General features: G+C 64.5%; 18 protein-coding genes. 12 read left to right on the top strand and 6 right to left on the bottom strand.

Annotation, left to right across the window (positions count from 1 at the left end; genetic code table 11):
- The first annotated feature begins 27 nt into the window (after positions 1-27).
- Positions 28-1,098, top strand: a complete 1,071-nt coding sequence (gene recA, locus BN60_RS13795) for a recombinase RecA (RefSeq protein ID WP_020696663.1) — start codon at positions 28-30, stop codon at positions 1,096-1,098.
- A 164-nt stretch (positions 1,099-1,262) separates the two neighbouring features.
- On the top strand, positions 1,263-1,502 hold the full coding sequence (locus BN60_RS13790; RefSeq protein WP_020696662.1) for a hypothetical protein: 240 nt from the start codon (positions 1,263-1,265) through the stop codon (positions 1,500-1,502).
- On the opposite strand, the gene BN60_RS28915 is transcribed toward BN60_RS13790, so the two are convergent.
- Positions 1,472-2,176, bottom strand: a complete 705-nt coding sequence (locus BN60_RS28915; RefSeq protein WP_020696661.1) for a YkgJ family cysteine cluster protein — start codon at positions 2,174-2,176, stop codon at positions 1,472-1,474. The genes BN60_RS13790 and BN60_RS28915 overlap by 31 nt on opposite strands.
- Before the next feature lie 56 nt (positions 2,177-2,232).
- On the opposite strand from BN60_RS28915, the gene alaS reads away from it, so the two are divergent.
- The 4 genes from alaS (at position 2,233) to BN60_RS13765 (ending at position 6,038) form a co-directional block, all read left to right on the top strand.
- Complete coding sequence (gene alaS / locus BN60_RS13780) at positions 2,233-4,896, top strand: alanine--tRNA ligase (protein ID WP_020696660.1); 2,664 nt, start codon at positions 2,233-2,235, stop codon at positions 4,894-4,896.
- Positions 4,893-5,249: a hypothetical protein gene (locus tag BN60_RS13775; RefSeq protein WP_020696659.1), complete on the top strand. Its 357-nt coding sequence runs from the start codon at positions 4,893-4,895 to the stop codon at positions 5,247-5,249. The genes alaS and BN60_RS13775 overlap by 4 nt, the downstream gene beginning before the upstream one ends.
- Positions 5,250-5,253: 4 nt before the next feature.
- A complete protein-coding gene (locus BN60_RS13770) occupies positions 5,254-5,550 on the top strand; it encodes a hypothetical protein (RefSeq protein WP_020696658.1) in 297 nt (98 codons plus the stop codon).
- A gap of 68 nt (positions 5,551-5,618) precedes the next feature.
- Positions 5,619-6,038 (top strand): hypothetical protein, encoded by a 420-nt coding sequence (locus BN60_RS13765; RefSeq protein WP_020696657.1) that lies wholly within the window; start codon positions 5,619-5,621, stop codon positions 6,036-6,038.
- Between the two features lie 16 nt (positions 6,039-6,054).
- On the opposite strand, the gene BN60_RS13760 is transcribed toward BN60_RS13765, so the two are convergent.
- Positions 6,055-6,351, bottom strand: coding sequence for a hypothetical protein (locus tag BN60_RS13760; RefSeq protein WP_020696656.1), 297 nt, complete (start codon positions 6,349-6,351; stop codon positions 6,055-6,057).
- Between the two features lie 306 nt (positions 6,352-6,657).
- Between BN60_RS13760 and BN60_RS13755 the strand changes: the two genes are divergently transcribed.
- The 5 genes from BN60_RS13755 (at position 6,658) to BN60_RS13735 (ending at position 10,419) form a co-directional block, all read left to right on the top strand.
- The gene (locus BN60_RS13755) at positions 6,658-7,263 is read left to right on the top strand and encodes a hypothetical protein (protein ID WP_020696655.1); all 606 of its coding nucleotides are present in this window, start codon (positions 6,658-6,660) and stop codon (positions 7,261-7,263) included.
- Positions 7,264-7,276: 13 nt separating this feature from the next.
- Positions 7,277-7,786 (top strand): hypothetical protein, encoded by a 510-nt coding sequence (locus tag BN60_RS13750; RefSeq protein WP_148283418.1) that lies wholly within the window; start codon positions 7,277-7,279, stop codon positions 7,784-7,786.
- A 123-nt stretch (positions 7,787-7,909) separates the two neighbouring features.
- Entirely contained in the window at positions 7,910-8,485 is a 576-nt protein-coding gene (locus tag BN60_RS13745; RefSeq protein WP_020696653.1) for a hypothetical protein, read from the top strand.
- Between the two features lie 47 nt (positions 8,486-8,532).
- Complete coding sequence (locus BN60_RS13740; RefSeq protein WP_148283417.1) at positions 8,533-9,567, top strand: hypothetical protein; 1,035 nt, start codon at positions 8,533-8,535, stop codon at positions 9,565-9,567.
- 3 nt (positions 9,568-9,570) lie between these two features.
- Positions 9,571-10,419, top strand: a complete 849-nt coding sequence (locus BN60_RS13735) for a hypothetical protein (RefSeq protein WP_020696651.1) — start codon at positions 9,571-9,573, stop codon at positions 10,417-10,419.
- A gap of 34 nt (positions 10,420-10,453) precedes the next feature.
- Here the strand turns inward: BN60_RS13735 and BN60_RS13730 are convergent, their stop codons facing one another.
- The 3 genes from BN60_RS13730 to BN60_RS31815 all read right to left on the bottom strand — a co-directional run bounded on the left by BN60_RS13730 (position 10,454) and on the right by BN60_RS31815 (position 12,122).
- On the bottom strand, positions 10,454-10,717 hold the full coding sequence (locus BN60_RS13730) for a hypothetical protein (protein ID WP_020696650.1): 264 nt from the start codon (positions 10,715-10,717) through the stop codon (positions 10,454-10,456).
- Positions 10,718-10,727: 10 nt separating this feature from the next.
- On the bottom strand, positions 10,728-11,159 hold the full coding sequence (locus BN60_RS13725) for a hypothetical protein (protein WP_020696649.1): 432 nt from the start codon (positions 11,157-11,159) through the stop codon (positions 10,728-10,730).
- A gap of 756 nt (positions 11,160-11,915) precedes the next feature.
- Positions 11,916-12,122 (bottom strand): KTSC domain-containing protein, encoded by a 207-nt coding sequence (locus BN60_RS31815; RefSeq protein WP_083856385.1) that lies wholly within the window; start codon positions 12,120-12,122, stop codon positions 11,916-11,918.
- 65 nt (positions 12,123-12,187) lie between these two features.
- Here BN60_RS31815 and BN60_RS29655 point away from each other — a divergent pair, with 65 nt between their 5' ends.
- Positions 12,188-14,170: an ATP-dependent nuclease gene (locus BN60_RS29655; protein ID WP_177324815.1), complete on the top strand. Its 1,983-nt coding sequence runs from the start codon at positions 12,188-12,190 to the stop codon at positions 14,168-14,170.
- Between the two features lie 72 nt (positions 14,171-14,242).
- Here the strand turns inward: BN60_RS29655 and BN60_RS13720 are convergent, their stop codons facing one another.
- A complete protein-coding gene (locus BN60_RS13720) occupies positions 14,243-17,737 on the bottom strand; it encodes an indolepyruvate ferredoxin oxidoreductase family protein (protein WP_020696646.1) in 3,495 nt (1,164 codons plus the stop codon).
- Between the last annotated feature and the right edge of the window lie 108 nt (positions 17,738-17,845).

Genomic DNA, 17,845 nt, shown 5'->3' with positions numbered 1-17,845 from the left:
AGGGGCGTGGGAAGAAGGAGAAAGCCAATGTCGGCAGTCCTGAAAGTGGTCGAGAAAGACGGCATGGAAAACAAGAACAAGGCCCTGGACGCGGCGCTCGCGCAGATCGAGCGCGCCTTCGGCAAGGGCTCCATCATGAAGCTCGGCCAGCGCGAGGCGCTGGAGATCGAGGCGATTTCGACCGGCTCGCTGGGCCTCGATATCGCGCTCGGCATCGGCGGCCTGCCCAAGGGCCGCATCGTCGAAATCTACGGACCGGAAAGCTCGGGCAAGACGACGCTCGCGCTGCATGTCGTGGCCGAAGCCCAGAAGAAAGGCGGCGCCTGCGCCTTCGTCGACGCCGAGCATGCGCTCGATCCGGGCTACGCCAAGAAGCTCGGTGTCGATATCGACAACCTCCTGATCTCCCAGCCCGACGCCGGCGAGCAGGCCCTTGAGATTGCCGACACGCTGGTGCGGTCCGGCGCCATCGACGTGCTGGTGATCGACTCGGTGGCCGCTCTCGTGCCGAAGGCCGAACTCGAAGGCGAGATGGGCGATTCGCTGCCCGGCCTGCAAGCCCGCCTGATGAGCCAGGCGCTGCGCAAGCTCACCGCCTCGATCTCCAAGTCGAACACGCTGGTGATCTTCATCAACCAGATCCGCATGAAGATCGGCGTCATGTTCGGCAGCCCGGAGACGACGACGGGCGGCAACGCGCTGAAGTTCTACGCCTCGGTCCGCCTCGATATCCGCCGCATCGGCGCGCTCAAGGACAAGGACGAGGTTGTCGGCAACGCCACGCGCGTGAAGGTGGTGAAGAACAAGGTCGCACCGCCGTTCAAGGTCGTCGAGTTCGACATCATGTACGGCGAGGGCGTGTCGAAGGTCGGCGAGCTGATCGACCTCGGCGAGAAGGCCGGCGTCGTGGAGAAGTCGGGCTCCTGGTACTCCTACGACGGCCAGCGCATCGGCCAGGGCCGCGAGAACGCCAAGAATTTCCTCAAGAACAATCCCGAGGTCGCGCAGACCATCGAGAACAAGGTTCGCGCCAATGCCGGCATCCTCGCAGGTGCGCTGATGGATGGCGGCAAGGAAGACGAGGACGACGATGAATAGAGGCGGCCAATAGAGGAGCCCGTATCCCCTGTCTCCGGGTTCCTTACCGGGCGGTGCCGCACCCCACGCGTGGCACCGCCCTTTTCTTTTGCGCTTTGCGCAAAAGAAAAGGGCGGTGGGCGGGCGGCATGCATTCTGATGCGCGAGAGCCCGCACGGTTCAGAATGAATCCCGCCAGCGCGACCTACCTTCATGTCATCCTGAGCGAAGCGAAGGATCTCATGCCGGTTATCCCACCAATGGCCAGCGGCGATGAGATCCTTCGCTTCGCTCAGGATGACAGAGGAGATTCGCGCAGGCATCGCGACCTCGATCCTTTCTTCGCGGCGTGGGCTCCCGCGCCTCAGAAGGCGCTGCCGCCCACCAGCGTTTTCTACGCGCTCAAGCGGCGTAGAAACCGCTGAACCCACTCCGGACCCGTGCGCTTCACGCCGTTGCGCGGCCGCGTCTTCGCCCAGTCCATCAGCATCGCCAGCGGAAACCAGTTCTCGCTGTCGTCCTGCAGGCTGCGCGCGGCCATCGAGACCTTGGGCACCGGCACCGGCGTCACGCCTTTCTGCTGCGGGCCGGCGCACAGCTCGGCTGGCGAGGTCACGAGATATTCGCGGCAGACCAGCGGCCGCTCGGGATGGATCGAGCAGCTTTCCTCTTCGAGGAAGGGGCAGGGGATGCCCAGTGCGAAATAGCCGACCGACAGCTCGCGGTCGGCGCGGCCCGCCGTCGCGTCGAGGCCCGCCGCCCTGATCGCGGCTGCGGCCGTGGCGAACCGCTCCTTGAGCGCCTGCTGCCGCTTCGCCGGCATCGCCTCGATCACGCCCAGCAACCGTTCAGCCTCCGTGCGCGAAACCGGCACGAGCTGGCGGCAGCAGGCGCCGCAGCCCTTGCGGCAGGAGATTGCCGTTCCGGATTCTCCGAGTTTCGCTTCCGCCGCGCCGACCACGGCATTCACCAGCTCCTGCAGGGCGGGCACGACGGCCGAGGCGCGGACGGAACCGCTCGGGACGGTGACAGGATGGACCACCCGGAGATCGCCCACGGTGAGCCGGAGAGTGGCGGTAGAATGGGCCTCGGCGGCCATTATCTGCAGGTTCCCTGTTCTGGACTTGTCTGGCAGGCGCACGCTACAAGGCCCGCATGCAAAGCGTCAGCGAAATCCGCCGTACTTTTCTAGAGTACTTCCGCAAAAACGGCCACGAGGTCGTGGACTCGAGCCCGCTCGTGCCGCGCAACGACCCGACGCTGATGTTCACCAACGCCGGCATGGTGCAGTTCAAGAACGTCTTCACCGGGCTGGAGACGCGGAACTACACGCGCGCGGCGACCTCGCAGAAGTGCGTCCGCGCCGGCGGCAAGCACAACGACCTGGAAAACGTCGGCTACACCGCCCGCCATCACACCTTCTTCGAGATGCTGGGCAACTTCTCGTTCGGCGACTATTTCAAGGAACACGCCATCGAGCTGGCGTGGAACCTGCTGACCAAGGATTACGGCCTGCCCAAGGACCGCCTGCTGGTCACGGTGTTCCACACCGACGACGAGGCGGCGGGCCACTGGAAGAAGATCGCGGGCCTCGGCGACGACCGCATCATCCGCATCCCGACCTCGGACAATTTCTGGGCCATGGGCGATACCGGCCCCTGCGGCCCGTGCTCGGAAATCTTCTTCGACCACGGCGAGGGCATCCCCGGCGGCCCGCCGGGCAGTCCCGACCAGGACGGCGACCGCTTCATCGAGATCTGGAACCTGGTCTTCATGCAGTTCGAGCAGGTGACCAAGGAAGAGCGCGTTGCGCTGCCCAAGCCCTCGATCGACACCGGCATGGGCCTGGAGCGGCTGGCGACTGTCCTGCAGCACAAGCACAACAACTACGACATCGATCTCTTCCGCGCGCTGATCGAGGCGGTGGCGCACGAGACCGGCGTCGATCCCGACGGCCCGCAATCGGCCTCGCACAAGGTGATCGCCGACCATCTGCGCGCCACCTCGTTCCTGATCGCCGACGGCGTGCTGCCCTCGAACGAAGGCCGCGGCTACGTGCTGCGCCGGATCATGCGCCGCGCCATGCGCCACGCCCACATCCTCGGTGCGCAGGACCCGGTGGTCTACAAGCTGGTGCCGACCCTGGTGCACGAGATGGGCGACGCCTATCCCGAACTCGGTCGCGCGCAGCCGCTGATCACCGAAACGCTGAAGCTGGAAGAGACGCGCTTCAAGAAGACGCTGGGCACCGGGCTGAAGCTGCTGGAAGACGAGACCAAGGGCCTGAGCGCCGGCGGCACCTTGAAAGGCGAGGTCGCCTTCAAGCTCTACGATACGTTCGGCTTCCCGCTCGATCTCACGCAGGACGTGCTGCGCGCGCGCAACATCGCCGTCGACACCGAAGGCTTCGAGAAGTCGATGGAAGAGCAGCGCGCCAAGGCGCGGGCGGCGTGGGCGGGCTCCGGCGAGACCGCGGACCAGGCGATCTGGTTCGACGTGCGCCAGAAGGCCGGCGCCACCGAGTTCCTGGGCTACGACACCGAGCGCGCCGAGGGGCAGATCAAGGCGATCCTGCTCGACGGCAAGGAAGTTTCGGTGCTCAAGGCGAACCAGACCGGCTGGATCGTCACCAACCAGACGCCGTTCTATGCCGAGTCCGGCGGCCAGCAGGGCGACCAGGGCCAGCTCGTGAGCGGCGCCAACGTGGGCGACGTGCTCGACGTGCAGAAGATGGTGGGCGATCTCCATGTCCATCACACCAAGGTCGCCAAGGGCGAACTCAAGGTCGGCGACGATCTCGTGATGACCGTCGATCCGGTCCGCCGTGCCCAGCTGCGCGCGCATCACTCGGCGACGCATCTGCTGCACGAGGCGCTGCGCCGTCACCTCGGCGAGCATGTGACGCAGAAGGGCTCGCTGGTCGCGCCCGACCGGCTGCGCTTCGACATCAGCCACACCAAGGCGATCTCGGCCGAGGAGCTGAAGCGCATCGAGGACGAGGTCAACGACCGCATCCGCCACAACTCGGCGGTCCTGACGCGGCTGATGACGCCGGAAGAGGCGATCGCGGCCGGCGCCATGGCGCTGTTCGGCGAGAAGTACGGCGAGGAAGTGCGCGTGCTCTCGATGGGCAGCGACGAGGGCGGCGACAAGTATTCGGTCGAACTGTGCGGCGGCACGCATGCGAGGCGCACCGGCGATATCGGCCTGTTCAAGATCGTGGGCGAGGGTGCGGTCTCGGCCGGCGTCCGGCGCATCGAGGCGCTGGCCGGCCACGCGGCCGAGGCGCATGTGCGCCATCAGGCCGAGCTGCTGGCCGAGGCAGCGGCGACCCTGAAGGTGCGGGCCGAGGACCTGCCGGCGCGTCTGGCGGCGCTGGTCGATGGCCAGCGCAAGATCGAGCGCGAGCTGGCCGAGGCGCGCAAGGCATTGGCCTTGGCCGGCGGCGGCGGTTCGGGCGGCGGCAACGCGGCCGACGAGGTGCGCGATATTGGCGGCGTCAAGTTGATCGGCCGCGTGCTGAACGGCGTGCCGGGCAAGGACCTCAAGGGCATGGCCGACGAGTTCAAGAAGAAGCTGGGCTCGGGCGTCGTGGCGCTGATCGGCGTCGAGGACGGCAAGGCCTCGGCCGTGGTCGGCGTGACCGACGACCTGTCGAAGAACTACAGCGCGGTCGAGCTGGTGAAGGCCGGCGTGGCGGCGCTGGGCGGCAAGGGCGGCGGCGGCCGTCCCGACATGGCGCAGGGCGGCGGCCCCGATGCCGCGAAGGCGCCCGACGCACTGAAGGCCATCGAAGCGGCCCTGGCGGGGGTCAAGTGAAGCGCGCGCTGATCGTTCTCGCGGCGGCCCTGCTGGTGGTCGGCTGCGCGCCCAAGACCTTCACCAAGGAAGGCAAGCAGGACGCCACCATGGCCGAGCAGTACGCGCGCGACGAAGGGCAATGCCGCGCGCAGGCCAAGAACGTCGCGGGCCAGGAGCGCAACATCGAGGACCAGCGTCGCGCCGTCTTCTCCGGCGAGCGCGACCGCTTCGGTCAGCAGGACCTCTACCGGACGATGGACAACCAGGGCTACCAGAACAACTTCGACCGGCTGGTGGCGCGCTGCATGGAAGCGCGCGGCTGGACGCCGAAGAAGACCGGCCCGATCCAGATGCCCAAGCTGAGCTGGTAGCATCGTGCCGGAGGGGCTGGGGCCGGAAGGGCTGGGGCTGCTGGACTATGTCCTGCTGTTCGTCGCCTGCGGCATGGCGACGATTCCGATCTCCATCATGGTGCTGAAGTTCTTCACCGGCCCGTCCTGGGCCGAGCGGCTCGACAAGGCGCTGTCCTGGTCGATGACCGGCTGGATCCTGGGCGTGATGATCTTCTATGCCAGCATGGTCCTGCTCGAACGCCAGCGCCCGTGCGAGATGCAGCGCACCAACCAGATCACGCAGGCGTGTAAGGACTATTTCGACTCCTTGCCGCGCTAGGCTGGAGCGGCGCGCTGGCCGAGCCTAGGCTCCGGCCATTTCGTGCCGTGATTCTTTTGGAGGTCGACATGCCTCGCAGGATCTGGATGGCCATGGTTCTTCTCCTGCTCTCGCAGGCAGGATGCGCGACCAAGGAAGAGCGCGAGGCCGTATTCGACAATCGCCTGCGCGAGATGGCAGGCACGCCCGAGGCCGCGCTGTTGAACGGCATGGGCCGCATCCCCGACAACAGCTACCAGCTCGAAGACGGCAGCAAGGTCCTGCAGTGGCGCTGGGATACGTCCTACATCGATCCCGGCATGCCGCCGCTCTACTACGGCCGCTTCGGCGGCTGGGGACGGGGCTGGGGTGGCGGGATGTGGATGCCGATGGGCGGATTTCCGCCCACGCTGGTCCGCCAGGGGTGCATCGTCGAATGGACGATGGTCGGCGGGGCGGCGCAGGGCTATCGCTGGCAGGGCGCGGGCTGCGCCAAGGTCTCGCCCTGATCCGCTGGCCCGGGCGTCAGCGCTCGGTTTCGCTCTGGCCGCGTTCCTTGCGCAGACGCTCCGCCAGCGTGCTCATCAGCTCTTCGTAGGTCGGCGCGGCCGCAAGCGATGTGGCGCGGGGAAGCATATTGTAGCGCTGCTGGCCATCGGCCGTGAGATGCAGCCGGTCGTCCGTCATCTCGACCAGCGCCAGCGTCTTCAGCCGCACGAGGTCGCGCTGCGAAAGTTCCCGGGCGCACGAGATGCCGAGGGCAACCCGGCGCAGGGTGATTTCCTCGTTCGGACTGAGCGGAGCATCGAGACTACGTGGCATTCATCCTCCCCGTCGCCACTTCTCCACCTTTCGACCGGGGCAGCAAGATAAACAGCCAGCATGGCCGATGCGGTTAGGAACCCCTTCGTTCGTTGACGAACTAGGCGGCAAAAGCTTGAACTGCAATGATTTCAGCGATGGCAGCGATTCTCGTTCGCAGCGCCGGCCCGATTTCATTTCCCACAAGGGCAGTGATCTATCTGTGACCTGCCGGACACAGGGAAAAGCTATTGTCGAAATGTCGCTCCGGAGCCTGCCCTTTGCCCTATTTCCCGCGTTGAATCTCGAATGCGGTGGAGGATGGAAATGAAGATGACGAAGGTTGCTCTGGCGGTTTCGGTCTGCGTTCTGCTCGCGACGCCCGCCTGGGCGGACAAGGACAATGGCCGCGGCCCGGGGCAAAACCAAGGTCAGGGTCAGGGTCAGGGCCAGGGCCAAAAGAACCAGGGTCAAGGCCAGGCGCAGGGCCAAGGTCAGGGCCAGGGGCAAGGTCAGGGGCTGGGCAAGGGCAACCGCGACATGGGGCGAGGCGACATGGGGCGGGGGCCGGGCAATCCGTCCGTCGGCGCGCCGCAAGGCAATGTTGCGCCTGCCAACATTGTCATCCACGACCGCGATCGCAGCGCCGTCTATTCCTACTACCGCACAGAGTATGCGACGGCCGGCTGTCCGCCGGGGCTCGCCAAGAAAAACAATGGTTGCCTACCGCCGGGTCAGGCGAAGAAGATGTGGGTGATGGGTCAGCCGCTGCCGGCGGCCGTCGTCTACTACCCGCTTCCCGGTGTGTTGCTGGCTCAGCTCAGCCCCGCCCCCTCGGGTTACCAATACGTTCGTGTTGCCAACGACATTCTGCTGATGGCCATCGGCACGCGCATGATTGCAGGTGCCATCGCCGACCTCAGCAGTCTTTGAGGGCGAGGGTGCCATGACTCGGACAATGCTTGCAGCGATGGGCGCGGCGCTGGTAGTGGCCGGCGTGGCGAGCGCGCATGTCTTTTCGTCCACCTCCGAACCGTCGACGCATGTGACGGCCGTGCAGCCGCATTCGTCGCAGCCGCCGCCGCCGGTGATCGCCAAGACAACGGCGCCGGTCGCCGTGACGAAGATCGCCGCCACGACGCAGCCGGAGCTGCAGCGTTCGCCTGTACCGTTGCGGCACGCGCCGCGACCGCCGGTGCCGATCAAGGAGGACATTGCCGGCAAACCAGGCGATGACAAGATCGACAAGCACGTCGATACGGCGGCCGCGACCGTATCGACGCCCGAAGACGCCGAGGGCGCGCGCCTCGCCAAGTCGGCGATCGAGCGCGACGGCTACAAGAGCGTGAAGGTCGTCAGCAAGAGCGCCGATGGGTCGTGGCGCGGCCGTGCGCGTCGTGGACAGACCGAAGTCGGCGTGACGGTCGACGCTGCGGGCAACGTTCACGTCGACTAGGCCGAGGCACTGATCGCGGGACAGGGCGCGACGGCCGACGGGCACGGGGTTGCAAGTCGGAAGGGTGCGTGAACAAATATCCCGATTGAATCCAGGCCTAGGGTCGGTCCGATGGAGTGTGGGATGTTTGTGCGCTCTGCCCTTGGCGTCCTTGTTGCGATTTCGGTCGTCGGCGGGGCCGGCCACGCAAAGGCAGACGAGAAGGTTCTTCGGGCCATGGCTTCCTTGATTTCGGCGGCTCCACCTTCTCGGCCGCTGCCCGGCAGTATCGTCGACGGCAGCCTGGTTGTTGAAAATCGATCGGACAGACTGTCGTTCGTCGGCATATTCGCGCCCGGGCCCGGCCTGTGCATCGTTCGCTTCCACAGTCTCAGGCAACTGCCGAAAGAGTGGGCGGAATCCACCACGCTTTCGTTTGATTTCACGAAGATCAAGCAGGTGCGCTGGCTGTCGGGCACGGACGATCGTGCCTCTGCATCGTCCCGGCCGAAGGATGCCCCCGAAGTGCGGACTGTCGCCATCGATGCGGAAACGCCCTGGCTGTGCCGCGACGGTGTCCAACTCGAGACGGCCAAGCCGGCGTTCCAATCGACCTGCTACAAGACGTGGACGGTTTCGGTGCCGACGCCCGCAGACAGGGCCGCCGCCGCCAATGCAATCGAGCTTGTCGAGAAGTCCTGCGTTGCCGCAAAGCGATAGCTGGCCCGTCGACCGAAGGCCGATCGTGACGCAATCGTCGGTTCCCGATGGAGCATGCCGGCAGACCGGATCGCCGGTTCCGGTCGGTGCTCCTGTCGCCGCCGCCGGTATCGGGGGGCGCCGCCGGGGGCACGAAGCGGACGGCACGTCTCTCGACGAAGGGCCGCGTAGCCGGAGGGTTCATGCGCAACCCACGCCGTAAAGCCATCCTCTTTGCCGCTCTGGCCCTGTCGGGCGCCGCGCTGCTCTGGCTCGGCGTGTGGCGGGAAAGCGCCCTGGGGCGCGACGGCATGTCGGGCGCCATGACGGCGCTCGGGTTCGTGACGCTTGTCTGCTCCACCCTGTTTCTGTTGTTGAATGTGCTGCCCACAGCCATCGGCAGGGCGCGTCTTCTGGCCGGAGTCGGCCGGATCGCGCGATGGCAGACAAGCGCGGCCGACTGGGACAGGTTCCGCGCGCTCGATGCCGAGCGGGCAGGGGCTGACCCGATGTTCCTTGCCAACGATCTGTGGATTCGCAGGCAGACGCCCCCCGAGGGCGTGGAGATCATCGTCGGCGAGAAGGCATTGATCGTCGATGGTTCCTATCACTCGCTGCGCCTGAACGGCATCCCCGAGCTGCGCAGCATCGGCTGGCTCGACAATGCAGCCCGGCCCGGCCGGCCGCCGGACTGCCTCGAATTCCTGCTCGCCTATCCGGCGGGCCGCTACGGCGGCGTCCGCTATACCTGCCTGCGCGTGCCGGTGCCCGAGGCTGCGCGTGCACAGGGCTTGTCGGCCTATCGCCACTTCGCGCCGGCGCTTGAAAAGAGGCGCGGCAGGACCGCCATCGCGCTGCGCAACCCGCGCCGCACTTATCGGATCACGGCGGCTCTCTTCGGGCTCGGCCTTGTCGCCGTCGTCGCGGGCGCGGTCATGATAGGAATCGCTCGTGGCCAGGGCGAACATGCCGGCATGATCGCGGGCTTTCTGACGCTGGGCGGCTCCGTCGTCGCCATTCCCTCCGCCCTGGTTGGCGGAATGACGTTCCTGTTGCGGTGGAGGGAAGGAAAAGAGAGCCAACGTCGCGTGACGAAGAAATGACCCATGCGTAATCCGGCGCGCAAGCTCGGCTATGCGCTGATCGCTCTCGGCACGGGCGCATTGCTGTTCTGGCTTGCGATCTCCGAGCGGCTGGGGCCGGAGGAGTCCGCGCTTACGATGGCCGCCGGCGTGATCGGCTTCACCCTGCTTCTGGCGTCCGCGTACTTCGTTCCGGTGTCGCTGCTGGCGGCGCGGGGCCGGGCGCGCCTGCTGTCGGGCACGGATGTCGTCGCCCGCTGGTCCGTGGGCGCCGCCGACTGGGAACGTTACTGCGCGGGCGCCCGGACATGGTCCCGCTTCAAGCCGCGCCGCCGAGACGACGCGACCGGCGTCGAGGTCGTCGCCGGCAAGCGGAGCGTGCTGATCGACGACTGCTACTTTCGCCTCGATCCGGGGAAGAGAACCGGCATGCTGAATGCCGAATGGGGCGCGAGGACGAGTCCCGCCTGCATCGTCGTCACCATCGGCGTCGTCAGCCGGGTGGCGAGCACCGGCAGCTACAGCACCAAACGGTCGCGCCTGCTGCTGCCGGTTCCCGCCTCGGCCATGGAGGCGGGCGACCGGGCGCTCCGCCACTACCAGCGCGCCGTTGCCGGTGTCGAAGACGCCGGAGATCTGGCGCGGCGTTCGCCGCTGCTCGCGTGGCGGATATTCTGGGGGCTCCTTGCCGCTTCCCTGATCGCGATGGCGGCCGGGCTGTGGCTGCACTTCTCAGGCACGAAGGGCGACGTTCCGGCGGGGCTGGCAATCGGCGGCCTGTTGACCGCCGTCGGCGTGCTCGTCGTCGGCTGGGTCCACTTGCCCCGGCGGATGAAGGCAGGCTCGGCGAGCAGAGTGCCCGAGAAGCGCTAAGCGCCCAATGGTTCCGCGCGGCGAGTCCGGACGGTCAGCGAGCAGGCCGCCGCGGCAGTTCGATGTCGCCGGCCAGCACTTCCGCCACCGATGCTTCGAGCAGCTCGCCGATGACGTCGGCGCCCTCGGCCACGCCGTCGTCGACGGTGCCGTGTTCGATCGAGTCGACCGCGGCGAGGTGGTGGCCGTCTTCATAGACCCAGGTGGTCCAGTTCTCCTCGCTGAACACGAGCCGGATTTCGAGCGCGCGGCCGTCGTAGACGAAGCTCTTGCGCCGCGAGGCCGGGGATGTCGTCATGGGCCGACCGCTACTGCGGCGACGCAATCGATTGCATGTAGGGCACCGGCGCGTCGGCCGTCAGCGGGACGGGGGCTTGCACGGCGGGCTGCGCCACGGCCGTGGGGCTGGCGGCGGCGGGGCGGGCGAGGCCGGCATAGCGGGTTGCCCTGAAGGCGGAATCCTGATGGATCGCCGCCGTCACCGTCGCATCGCGATGGGGGTTGGTCACGCTGTCGAGCTTCCTGGTCTGCGTCTGGCAGGCGGTCGCGGCGGTCTGCGCGTCGGCGCCGTTGCTGTTCACCTGGGCGGCCAGGCAGGCATCGCGGTCCTTGTAGGCCCTGTTGATCGCCTGGTTGGTCGGGTTCTCGATCCCGAAAGGTGCGAACTCGTAACCAGCGCAGGCCGACAGGCCGAGGGTGAGCAGGCCAGCCGCCAAGACCGAGTACCGAACCGATGCCATCGAAAGTCCTTCTGGCGAAAAGCTGAGGTCGGAAGGGCCTACAGCAAGTAAGTCCATCAATCCAACACCAAATCGGCGCGGCGCTTTCGAGGCAAGACGGCAGCGATGTCGTGACTTCTCGCCTTTTTCAGGCCCGGCTGTGGGCAAAGAGGACCTTGCTGTCGATCTTCCAGCCGCCTTCGCATGCCGCCGGCACTTACTCCGCCGCGGTCTTCATCGCCTCGGGATTGCGCCATTGGGCGAGCAGTTCGGCTTCCTTGCGCTTGGCTTTGGCGAGGTGGGCGTCCTTGATATGGCCGTAGCCGCGGATCTCGTCCAGGTTTGTGAATAGCCTCCAGTTATCCGCATTTCTTGCGTCGTCGGCAGAAATTGACAGCGTTTAGCAAGGGTGGGAACATTTAGTGAACAAAAGGGGCTGCCTGATGACGATTCGTCTTTCCACCGGAATTAGGGGGCGTGTCTTCCAGTTTCGTCGCCATGTGGTGGAGTTTTCGATTAAGGGTTCGACGACATCGCTTAAGTTGAGCGAGATACTAGATCACGCGGAAGCGGGCGCAGGTGAGCAAGGCTACGACGTCTCAAAGCGTGTATGTCGCCTACCAAGTGGAGAAACCGCAGAATTCCTTTGCCTTCATTTTTCAGATTGGCTGGTTGCCAATACAGTTGCGGAACTCTGCAATGGCACATTGATGACTGTGGAGCGAACAAGCGTTCACCAATAAGCCGCGATGGCAGTGGAGCGCTCCTTCGCTTCCATCATCGTACTCGTGAAGTTGGATATTTATCTCGGATATTCTGCGCGAAGTATCGACCCTTTGAAGCGGCGTTCAGGAAGGCTTCGTAGACCCCTTTGGGGACCTTCGCGTAATCATATGATGCTCTGCTCTTGAATGCGACTCGAAGAGTCGACGTATCAGAGTTCCATCCTACTGCTGCAATGGTGCTGGATCGCACTTCAATCATTGTAAACATGTTGCTGTCCTCCCACTCTGGCTACATCCTATGGTGGCAAGGTGGGGGAGCATAACGTGAAACTACGGTCCGCGCGGATACGCAACTTTAGATGTATTCGTGAGGCAGAGATCAATTTTGAAGACATAACGAATTTCATCGGCGGTAATGGAAGTGGCAAATCTACAGTCTTACGTGCCATTGATACGTTCTACGCCGGGGCGCCGAAACTCGTCAGGCAAGACTTTTTTGATCGAGACATGTCTGTTCCGATCGAAATTGATCTGACCTTTCACTCTCTTACTCCTGCAGAACTCGAAATGTTCGGAGGGAGAGTAAACAATGATGAGTTGTCTGTAGTTCGGGTATTCGACGGCGAGGAAGCCAGAACAGGTCGATACTTCGGAACTAGCCTTCAGTGTCCCGATTTTCGATTGATCCGGGCAAAGTCTGGGCTGGATAAGCGACGTGCTTACTCAGAGCTTCGTACGCAAAGACCTGAGTACGGTCTGTCTGCTGTTACACAAGTTGCGCAAGTGGACGCAGAATTAATCCAATGGGAGCGCAATCACCCCGAAAGGTGCGTGAGAGAGAGGGACGATGGTCAGTTCTTCGGTTTCACGAACAATGCCAATGGAAAGCTACAACGAGCTACTAGCTTCGTTTTTGTTCCCGCCGTACGGGACGCTGCTGCTGATGCGACCGATGCTGGACGAGCCCCAATTGCCCGATTGATGGAGCTTGTTGTTCGTAGCGCGATTGAACGGAGGGCGGAAGTCAGAGCGTTTAGAGAACGGATTTCGGAACAGTATAGGCAGCTAATGGACCCAGCTAACCTTCCGGAACTGGGCACTCTGGCTGGAGAACTATCTGGTACTTTGAAAGACTTCTACGAGAACGCCACAGTGAATCTTCGGTGGCAGGAGATTGGAAACATCGACGCTCCTCCGCCAAATGCAGAAGTAGAACTCGAAGAAGATTCGTTCCGGTCGCCGGTTGATCGCACTGGGCACGGCCTCCAACGTGCTTTTGTCCTGTCTCTATTGCAGCACCTAGCACTTGCATCATCTAGAACGGCGGAAAATGAGGATACTGATGGAGGAGAGGCCGCCGAAAGCCCCACGACTACGCCGCTATTGCCAGGGCTGATTTTGGCTATTGAGGAGCCCGAATTGTACCAACATCCTACAAAGCAGCGGCACTTTGCGAATGTATTGTCACGCCTAGCAAATGGCGAGTTACCTGGCGTGGCGAGACAAATGCAGATCGCAATAGCAACGCATTCTCCGTTGTTTGTTCGTCTAGATTCATTTCAAAGCGTTCGCCTGGCTCGGCGAGTTGTCAGAGAAGAGGGCAAACCTCGAGAAGCGATTATCCGAGAACCGACAGCATTAAGAGTATGCACCGCACTGGAAGAGATACACGGCGTGCAGGCGGGAACCTTCACTCCAGCAGGGCTACTCCCTCGACTTCACATTATGAACTCCGAAGTTTGTGAAGGGTTTTTTGCAAATGTCGCCGTTCTAGTTGAAGGGGTGAGCGATCGAGCGGCTATTCTGGCAACCGCGCGAGCAGAAGGCCTTGATTTTGAAGCTGAGGGCATAGCTGTTATCGCTTGTGGAGCGGCCAACAATATTGATCGTCCGGCGATGATATTCCGAGAGCTTGGTATTCCGACATACATCGTTTGGGATGCGGACAAAGGTGCTAAGCCTGAACAAGTTAAACGGAATAGATCTCTCCAGCGCCTTATTGGCATAGCCGAGAGTGATGTTGTTGATGTACCTGTGCTCGTCGGTACTTGGGGAACGGCATTTCACGCCGACCTTGAAACTACGATTGCCGAAGAAATCGGTTCGACAATGCTTTTGCAACTGCGCTCAGAACAGATCGAACTGTTGGAACTTGAGGATAGTAGGAGAGCATTGAAGGTGCCGGCCTGCATGGAGGGCGTCATTCGCGCTGCGAATGCGGCTGGCGTGAGAAGTACGACGTTGGTTGGAGTAGTCCGTGCGATCGCCAGCCTCAGACAAACAAGCATACTTCCGCTATCTGCATAGCCGCGCTGGTTGAGTCTGTTGGTTGATTATGTCTGAAATCAACTCTTCTGATGTTGCTGCTTGTAGACGGCGTTACTCCGCCGCGGCCTTCATCGCCTCGGGATTGCGCCATTGGGCGAGCAGTTCGGCTTCCTTGCGCTTGGCTTTGGCGAGGTGGGCGTCCTTGATATGGCCGTAGCCGCGGATCTCGTCGGGGATCGCGGCGAGCCTGATCGCGAGCGCGTGGTTCTGCGGCACGAGGCCGGCCAGCAGCTCGTCCACCAGCTTTTCGTAGTCGGCGATCAGGCGGCGTTCCGTCTTGCGCTCCTCGGTGCGGCCGAACGGATCGAAGGCGGTGCCGCGCAGGCCCTTGAGCTTCGCCAGCAGGCGGAAGGCCGGCAGCATCCAGCTTCCGAACTCCTGCTTGATCAGGTGGCCGGTCTGCGGATCGCGCTGGGCGAACAGCGGCGGCGCGAGGTGGAACTTGAGCTTGTAGTCGCCCTCGAACTGCCGGCCGAGCTTCGCCTGGAACGCGGCTTCGCTGTAGAGCCGCGCGACTTCGTACTCGTCCTTGTAGGAGAGCAGCTTGGCGTAGTAGCGCGCCACGGCTTCGGCGAGGCCGGTCTTGCCGCCGCCCTTGAGCTGCTCGGCGACGCGTACCTTCTCGACAAGGGCGGCGTAGCGCTGGGCAAGGGCTGCGTTCTGGTAGCCGGTGAGGTGCTTCGTCCGCGCCGCCACGATCTCTTCCAGCGTCGTGGAGAGGCGCGGCGCAAGGTGCACGACGTTGTTGTCCTTTGGCGCAATCAGCGCTTCGACCGACGCGCGGTCGGCGGCGGCGCGGCGGCCCCAGCGGAAGGCGGCGAGGTTCATCGGCACGGCGGCGCCGTTCAGCTCGATGGCCTGCTCGATGGCGGCATGGCCCAGCGGCACCAGGCCCTTCTGGTAGGCATAGCCCAGCACGAACATGTTGGTGGCGATCGAATCGCCCATCAGGCCCGTGGCGATGCCGGTGGCGTCGAGGAAGTCCACGGCATCGGCGCCGGCTGCGGCTTCGACCGAGAGCTTCAGCGTATTGGCCGGGAAGGCGAGGTCGGGACGGCGCGTGAATTCGCCGGTGATGGTCTCGTGCGTGTTGACCACGGCCTTCGACAGGCCGGGCTCCAGCCGCGCCAGCGCGTCGGCGCTCGCACTCACGACGAGGTCGCAGCCCAGCAGCAGGTTGGCGCCACCGGCGCCGAGCCGCATCGCATGCAGCACTTCGGGCGTGGCGCCGATGCGGACATGGCTGATCACCGCGCCGCCTTTCTGCGCCATGCCGAGCTGGTCGAGCACCGTCGCGCCCTTGCCTTCGATATGCGCGGCCATGCCCATGATGGCGCCGATGGTGACGACGCCCGTGCCGCCGATGCCGGTGATCAGCACGCCATAGGGTTTCGCCTCGACCGACGGCAGCGGCGGGGCGGGCGGCAGCGCCGGTTCCTGTGCCGGCTCGGCGCTCTTCTTCGTCGCCACCTTGCCCTTGCGCAGGCTGCCGCCCTCGACCGTCACGAACGACGGGCAGAAGCCCTTCAGGCAGGAGAAGTCCTTGTTGCAGGACGACTGGTCGATGGCGCGCTTGCGGCCGAACTCGGTCTCCTGCGGCACCACGGACAGGCAGTTCGATTGCGTCGAGCAGTCGCCGCAGCCTTCGCACACTGCCTCGTTGATGAAGACGCGGCGGTTGGGGTCGGGGAAGGTGCCGCGCTTGCGGCGGCGACGCTTCTCGGCGGCACAGGTCTGGTCGTAGATCAGGACCGAGACACCCTTCCATTCGCGAAGCTCGCGTTGCACGTCGTCGAGCTGGTCGCGGTGATGGAAGCTGACATGCGGCGCCCAGTTGGTGCCCAGCGGGTACTTGTGCGGATCGTCGCTCACCAGCGCGATGCGGCGCACACCCTCGGCGTGGACCTGCTGGCTGATCGTCCAGGGATGCACGTCGCCGTCGTGCGGCTGGCCGCCGGTCATGGCGACGGCGTCGTTGTAGAGGATCTTGTAGGTGATGCTGGTGTTGGTCGCGATGGCGTGGCGGAGTGCCAGATAGCCGGAATGGAAATAGGTGCCGTCGCCCAGGTTCTGGAAGACGTGCGGCATGTCGGTGAAGTGGCTGGCGCCCACCCACGACGCGCCCTCGGCGCCCATGTGCGTGAAGGTCTTGGTGTTGCGCTCCATGCCGATAGCGAGCGTATGGCAGCCGATGCCCGCCATGCCCATCGAGCCGTCGGGCAGCTTGGTCGAACTGTTGTGCGGGCAGCCGGAGCAGAAGTAGGGGACGCGCGCCAGGCCTGCCTCGTTGCGCACTTGGCGAGCGGCGCGGCGCTTCAGCGACTCGAAGCGCTGCTTCGTGGCGTCGCCGAAGGCGTCGAGGCCGAAGCGCGCCACGATGACGGCGGCGATCTCGGCCGGCGACAGCTCGCCTTCGAGCTTCAGCAGCTTCTGCCCACGCTCGTCGACCTTGCCGACGACGACGGGGCGGCGGTCGGCCGGGGCGTTGAACAGCGCGTTCTTGAGCTGCTGCTCGATCACCGGCTGCTTCTCCTCAACGACGAGGATCTCGCGTTTGCCGGTGGCAAAGGCCATCGCGCCTTCGGTCTCCAGCGGCCAGACCATGCCGACCTTGTAGATGGCGAGCCCGATGCGCTCGGCTTCCGCGTCGTCGATGCCCAGCTCGTCGAGCGCCTGGCGGACGTCGAGATAGGACTTGCCGACCGTCACGATGCCGAAGCGCGCATCGGGGCGGCCCATCATCAGCCGGTCGAGCTTGTTGGCGCGCCAGTAGGCCAGCGCCGCCGGCTGGCGGAGGTTGACGACGCGACGCTCCTGGCCGGCCCAGTCGTCGGGCCAGCGGATATGCAGGCCGTCGGGCGGCAGCACGAAGTCAGTTGGAATCTGCGTCACGATTCGGTGCGGATCGACATGCACCGAGGCCGAGGAGTCGACCGTCTCGTTCAGCACCTTGAAGCCGATCCAGAGGCCGGAGTAGCGCGACATGGCGAAGGCATGCAGGCCGAAGTCGAGATACTCCTGCACCGATGCCGCATGCAGCACCGGAATGCCGGCCGCGATCAGCGCCGGTTCGCTCTGGTGCGCCGTCGTCGAGGATTTGGCGATATGGTCGTCGCCCGCCAGCGCCACCACGCCGCCATGCTTGGAGGTCCCGGCATAGTTGGCGTGCTTCAGCGCGTCGCCGGAGCGGTCGACGCCGGGGCCCTTGCCGTACCAGATGCCGAACACGCCGTCGTAGCGCGCGCCGGGGAAGAGATGGATCTGCTGCGTTCCCCACAGCGCCGTCGCCGCCAGATCCTCGTTGGTGCCGGGCTGGAATTCGATGTGGTGCTTCTTGATGAACTTCTTGGCCTGCCACAGCGCCTGGTCGAAGGCGCCGAGCGGCGAGCCGCGATAGCCGGAGATGTAGCCTGCCGTGTTGAGCCCGGCGGCGAGGTCGCGCTGTCGCTGCATCATCGGCAGGCGCACCAGGGCCTGCGTGCCGGTGAGATAGACGCGACCGCTTTCCAGAACGTACTTGTCGTCCAGGGTCACCGCTTGGGGCATGGCAACCTCCCTGAATTCTTGGTCTCAGACTTCTTGTCGGCGAACGGTAACGAAAGTTACTTGTCACTGCCAAGCAGCATCGCAGGTGGCCGATAATAAAGACGTTTT

The sequence above is a fragment of the Reyranella massiliensis 521 genome, assembly GCF_000312425.1.
In the GTDB taxonomy this organism is placed as follows: Bacteria; Pseudomonadota; Alphaproteobacteria; order Reyranellales; family Reyranellaceae; genus Reyranella; species Reyranella massiliensis.
Note: the sequence above shows the minus strand (reverse complement) of the source record. Positions and strands in the feature narration are given on the sequence as shown.

Bases quoted from the DNA above. Each gene is read 5' to 3' on its own strand.
- recA (WP_020696663.1), top strand. From the start codon at position 28: ATGTCGGCAGTCCTGAAAGTGGTCGAGAAAGACGGCATGGAAAACAAG.
- BN60_RS13790 (WP_020696662.1), top strand. From the start codon at position 1,263: ATGAATCCCGCCAGCGCGACCTACCTTCATGTCATCCTGAGCGAAGCG.
- BN60_RS28915 (WP_020696661.1), bottom strand. From the start codon at position 2,176: ATGGCCGCCGAGGCCCATTCTACCGCCACTCTCCGGCTCACCGTGGGC.
- alaS (WP_020696660.1), top strand. From the start codon at position 2,233: ATGCAAAGCGTCAGCGAAATCCGCCGTACTTTTCTAGAGTACTTCCGC.
- BN60_RS13765 (WP_020696657.1), top strand. From the start codon at position 5,619: ATGCCTCGCAGGATCTGGATGGCCATGGTTCTTCTCCTGCTCTCGCAG.
- BN60_RS13760 (WP_020696656.1), bottom strand. From the start codon at position 6,351: ATGCCACGTAGTCTCGATGCTCCGCTCAGTCCGAACGAGGAAATCACC.
- BN60_RS13755 (WP_020696655.1), top strand. From the start codon at position 6,658: ATGAAGATGACGAAGGTTGCTCTGGCGGTTTCGGTCTGCGTTCTGCTC.
- BN60_RS13750 (WP_148283418.1), top strand. From the start codon at position 7,277: ATGACTCGGACAATGCTTGCAGCGATGGGCGCGGCGCTGGTAGTGGCC.
- BN60_RS13745 (WP_020696653.1), top strand. From the start codon at position 7,910: ATGTTTGTGCGCTCTGCCCTTGGCGTCCTTGTTGCGATTTCGGTCGTC.
- BN60_RS13740 (WP_148283417.1), top strand. From the start codon at position 8,533: ATGGAGCATGCCGGCAGACCGGATCGCCGGTTCCGGTCGGTGCTCCTG.
- BN60_RS13735 (WP_020696651.1), top strand. From the start codon at position 9,571: ATGCGTAATCCGGCGCGCAAGCTCGGCTATGCGCTGATCGCTCTCGGC.
- BN60_RS13730 (WP_020696650.1), bottom strand. From the start codon at position 10,717: ATGACGACATCCCCGGCCTCGCGGCGCAAGAGCTTCGTCTACGACGGC.
- BN60_RS13725 (WP_020696649.1), bottom strand. From the start codon at position 11,159: ATGGCATCGGTTCGGTACTCGGTCTTGGCGGCTGGCCTGCTCACCCTC.
- BN60_RS31815 (WP_083856385.1), bottom strand. From the start codon at position 12,122: ATGATTGAAGTGCGATCCAGCACCATTGCAGCAGTAGGATGGAACTCT.
- BN60_RS13720 (WP_020696646.1), bottom strand. From the start codon at position 17,737: ATGCCCCAAGCGGTGACCCTGGACGACAAGTACGTTCTGGAAAGCGGT.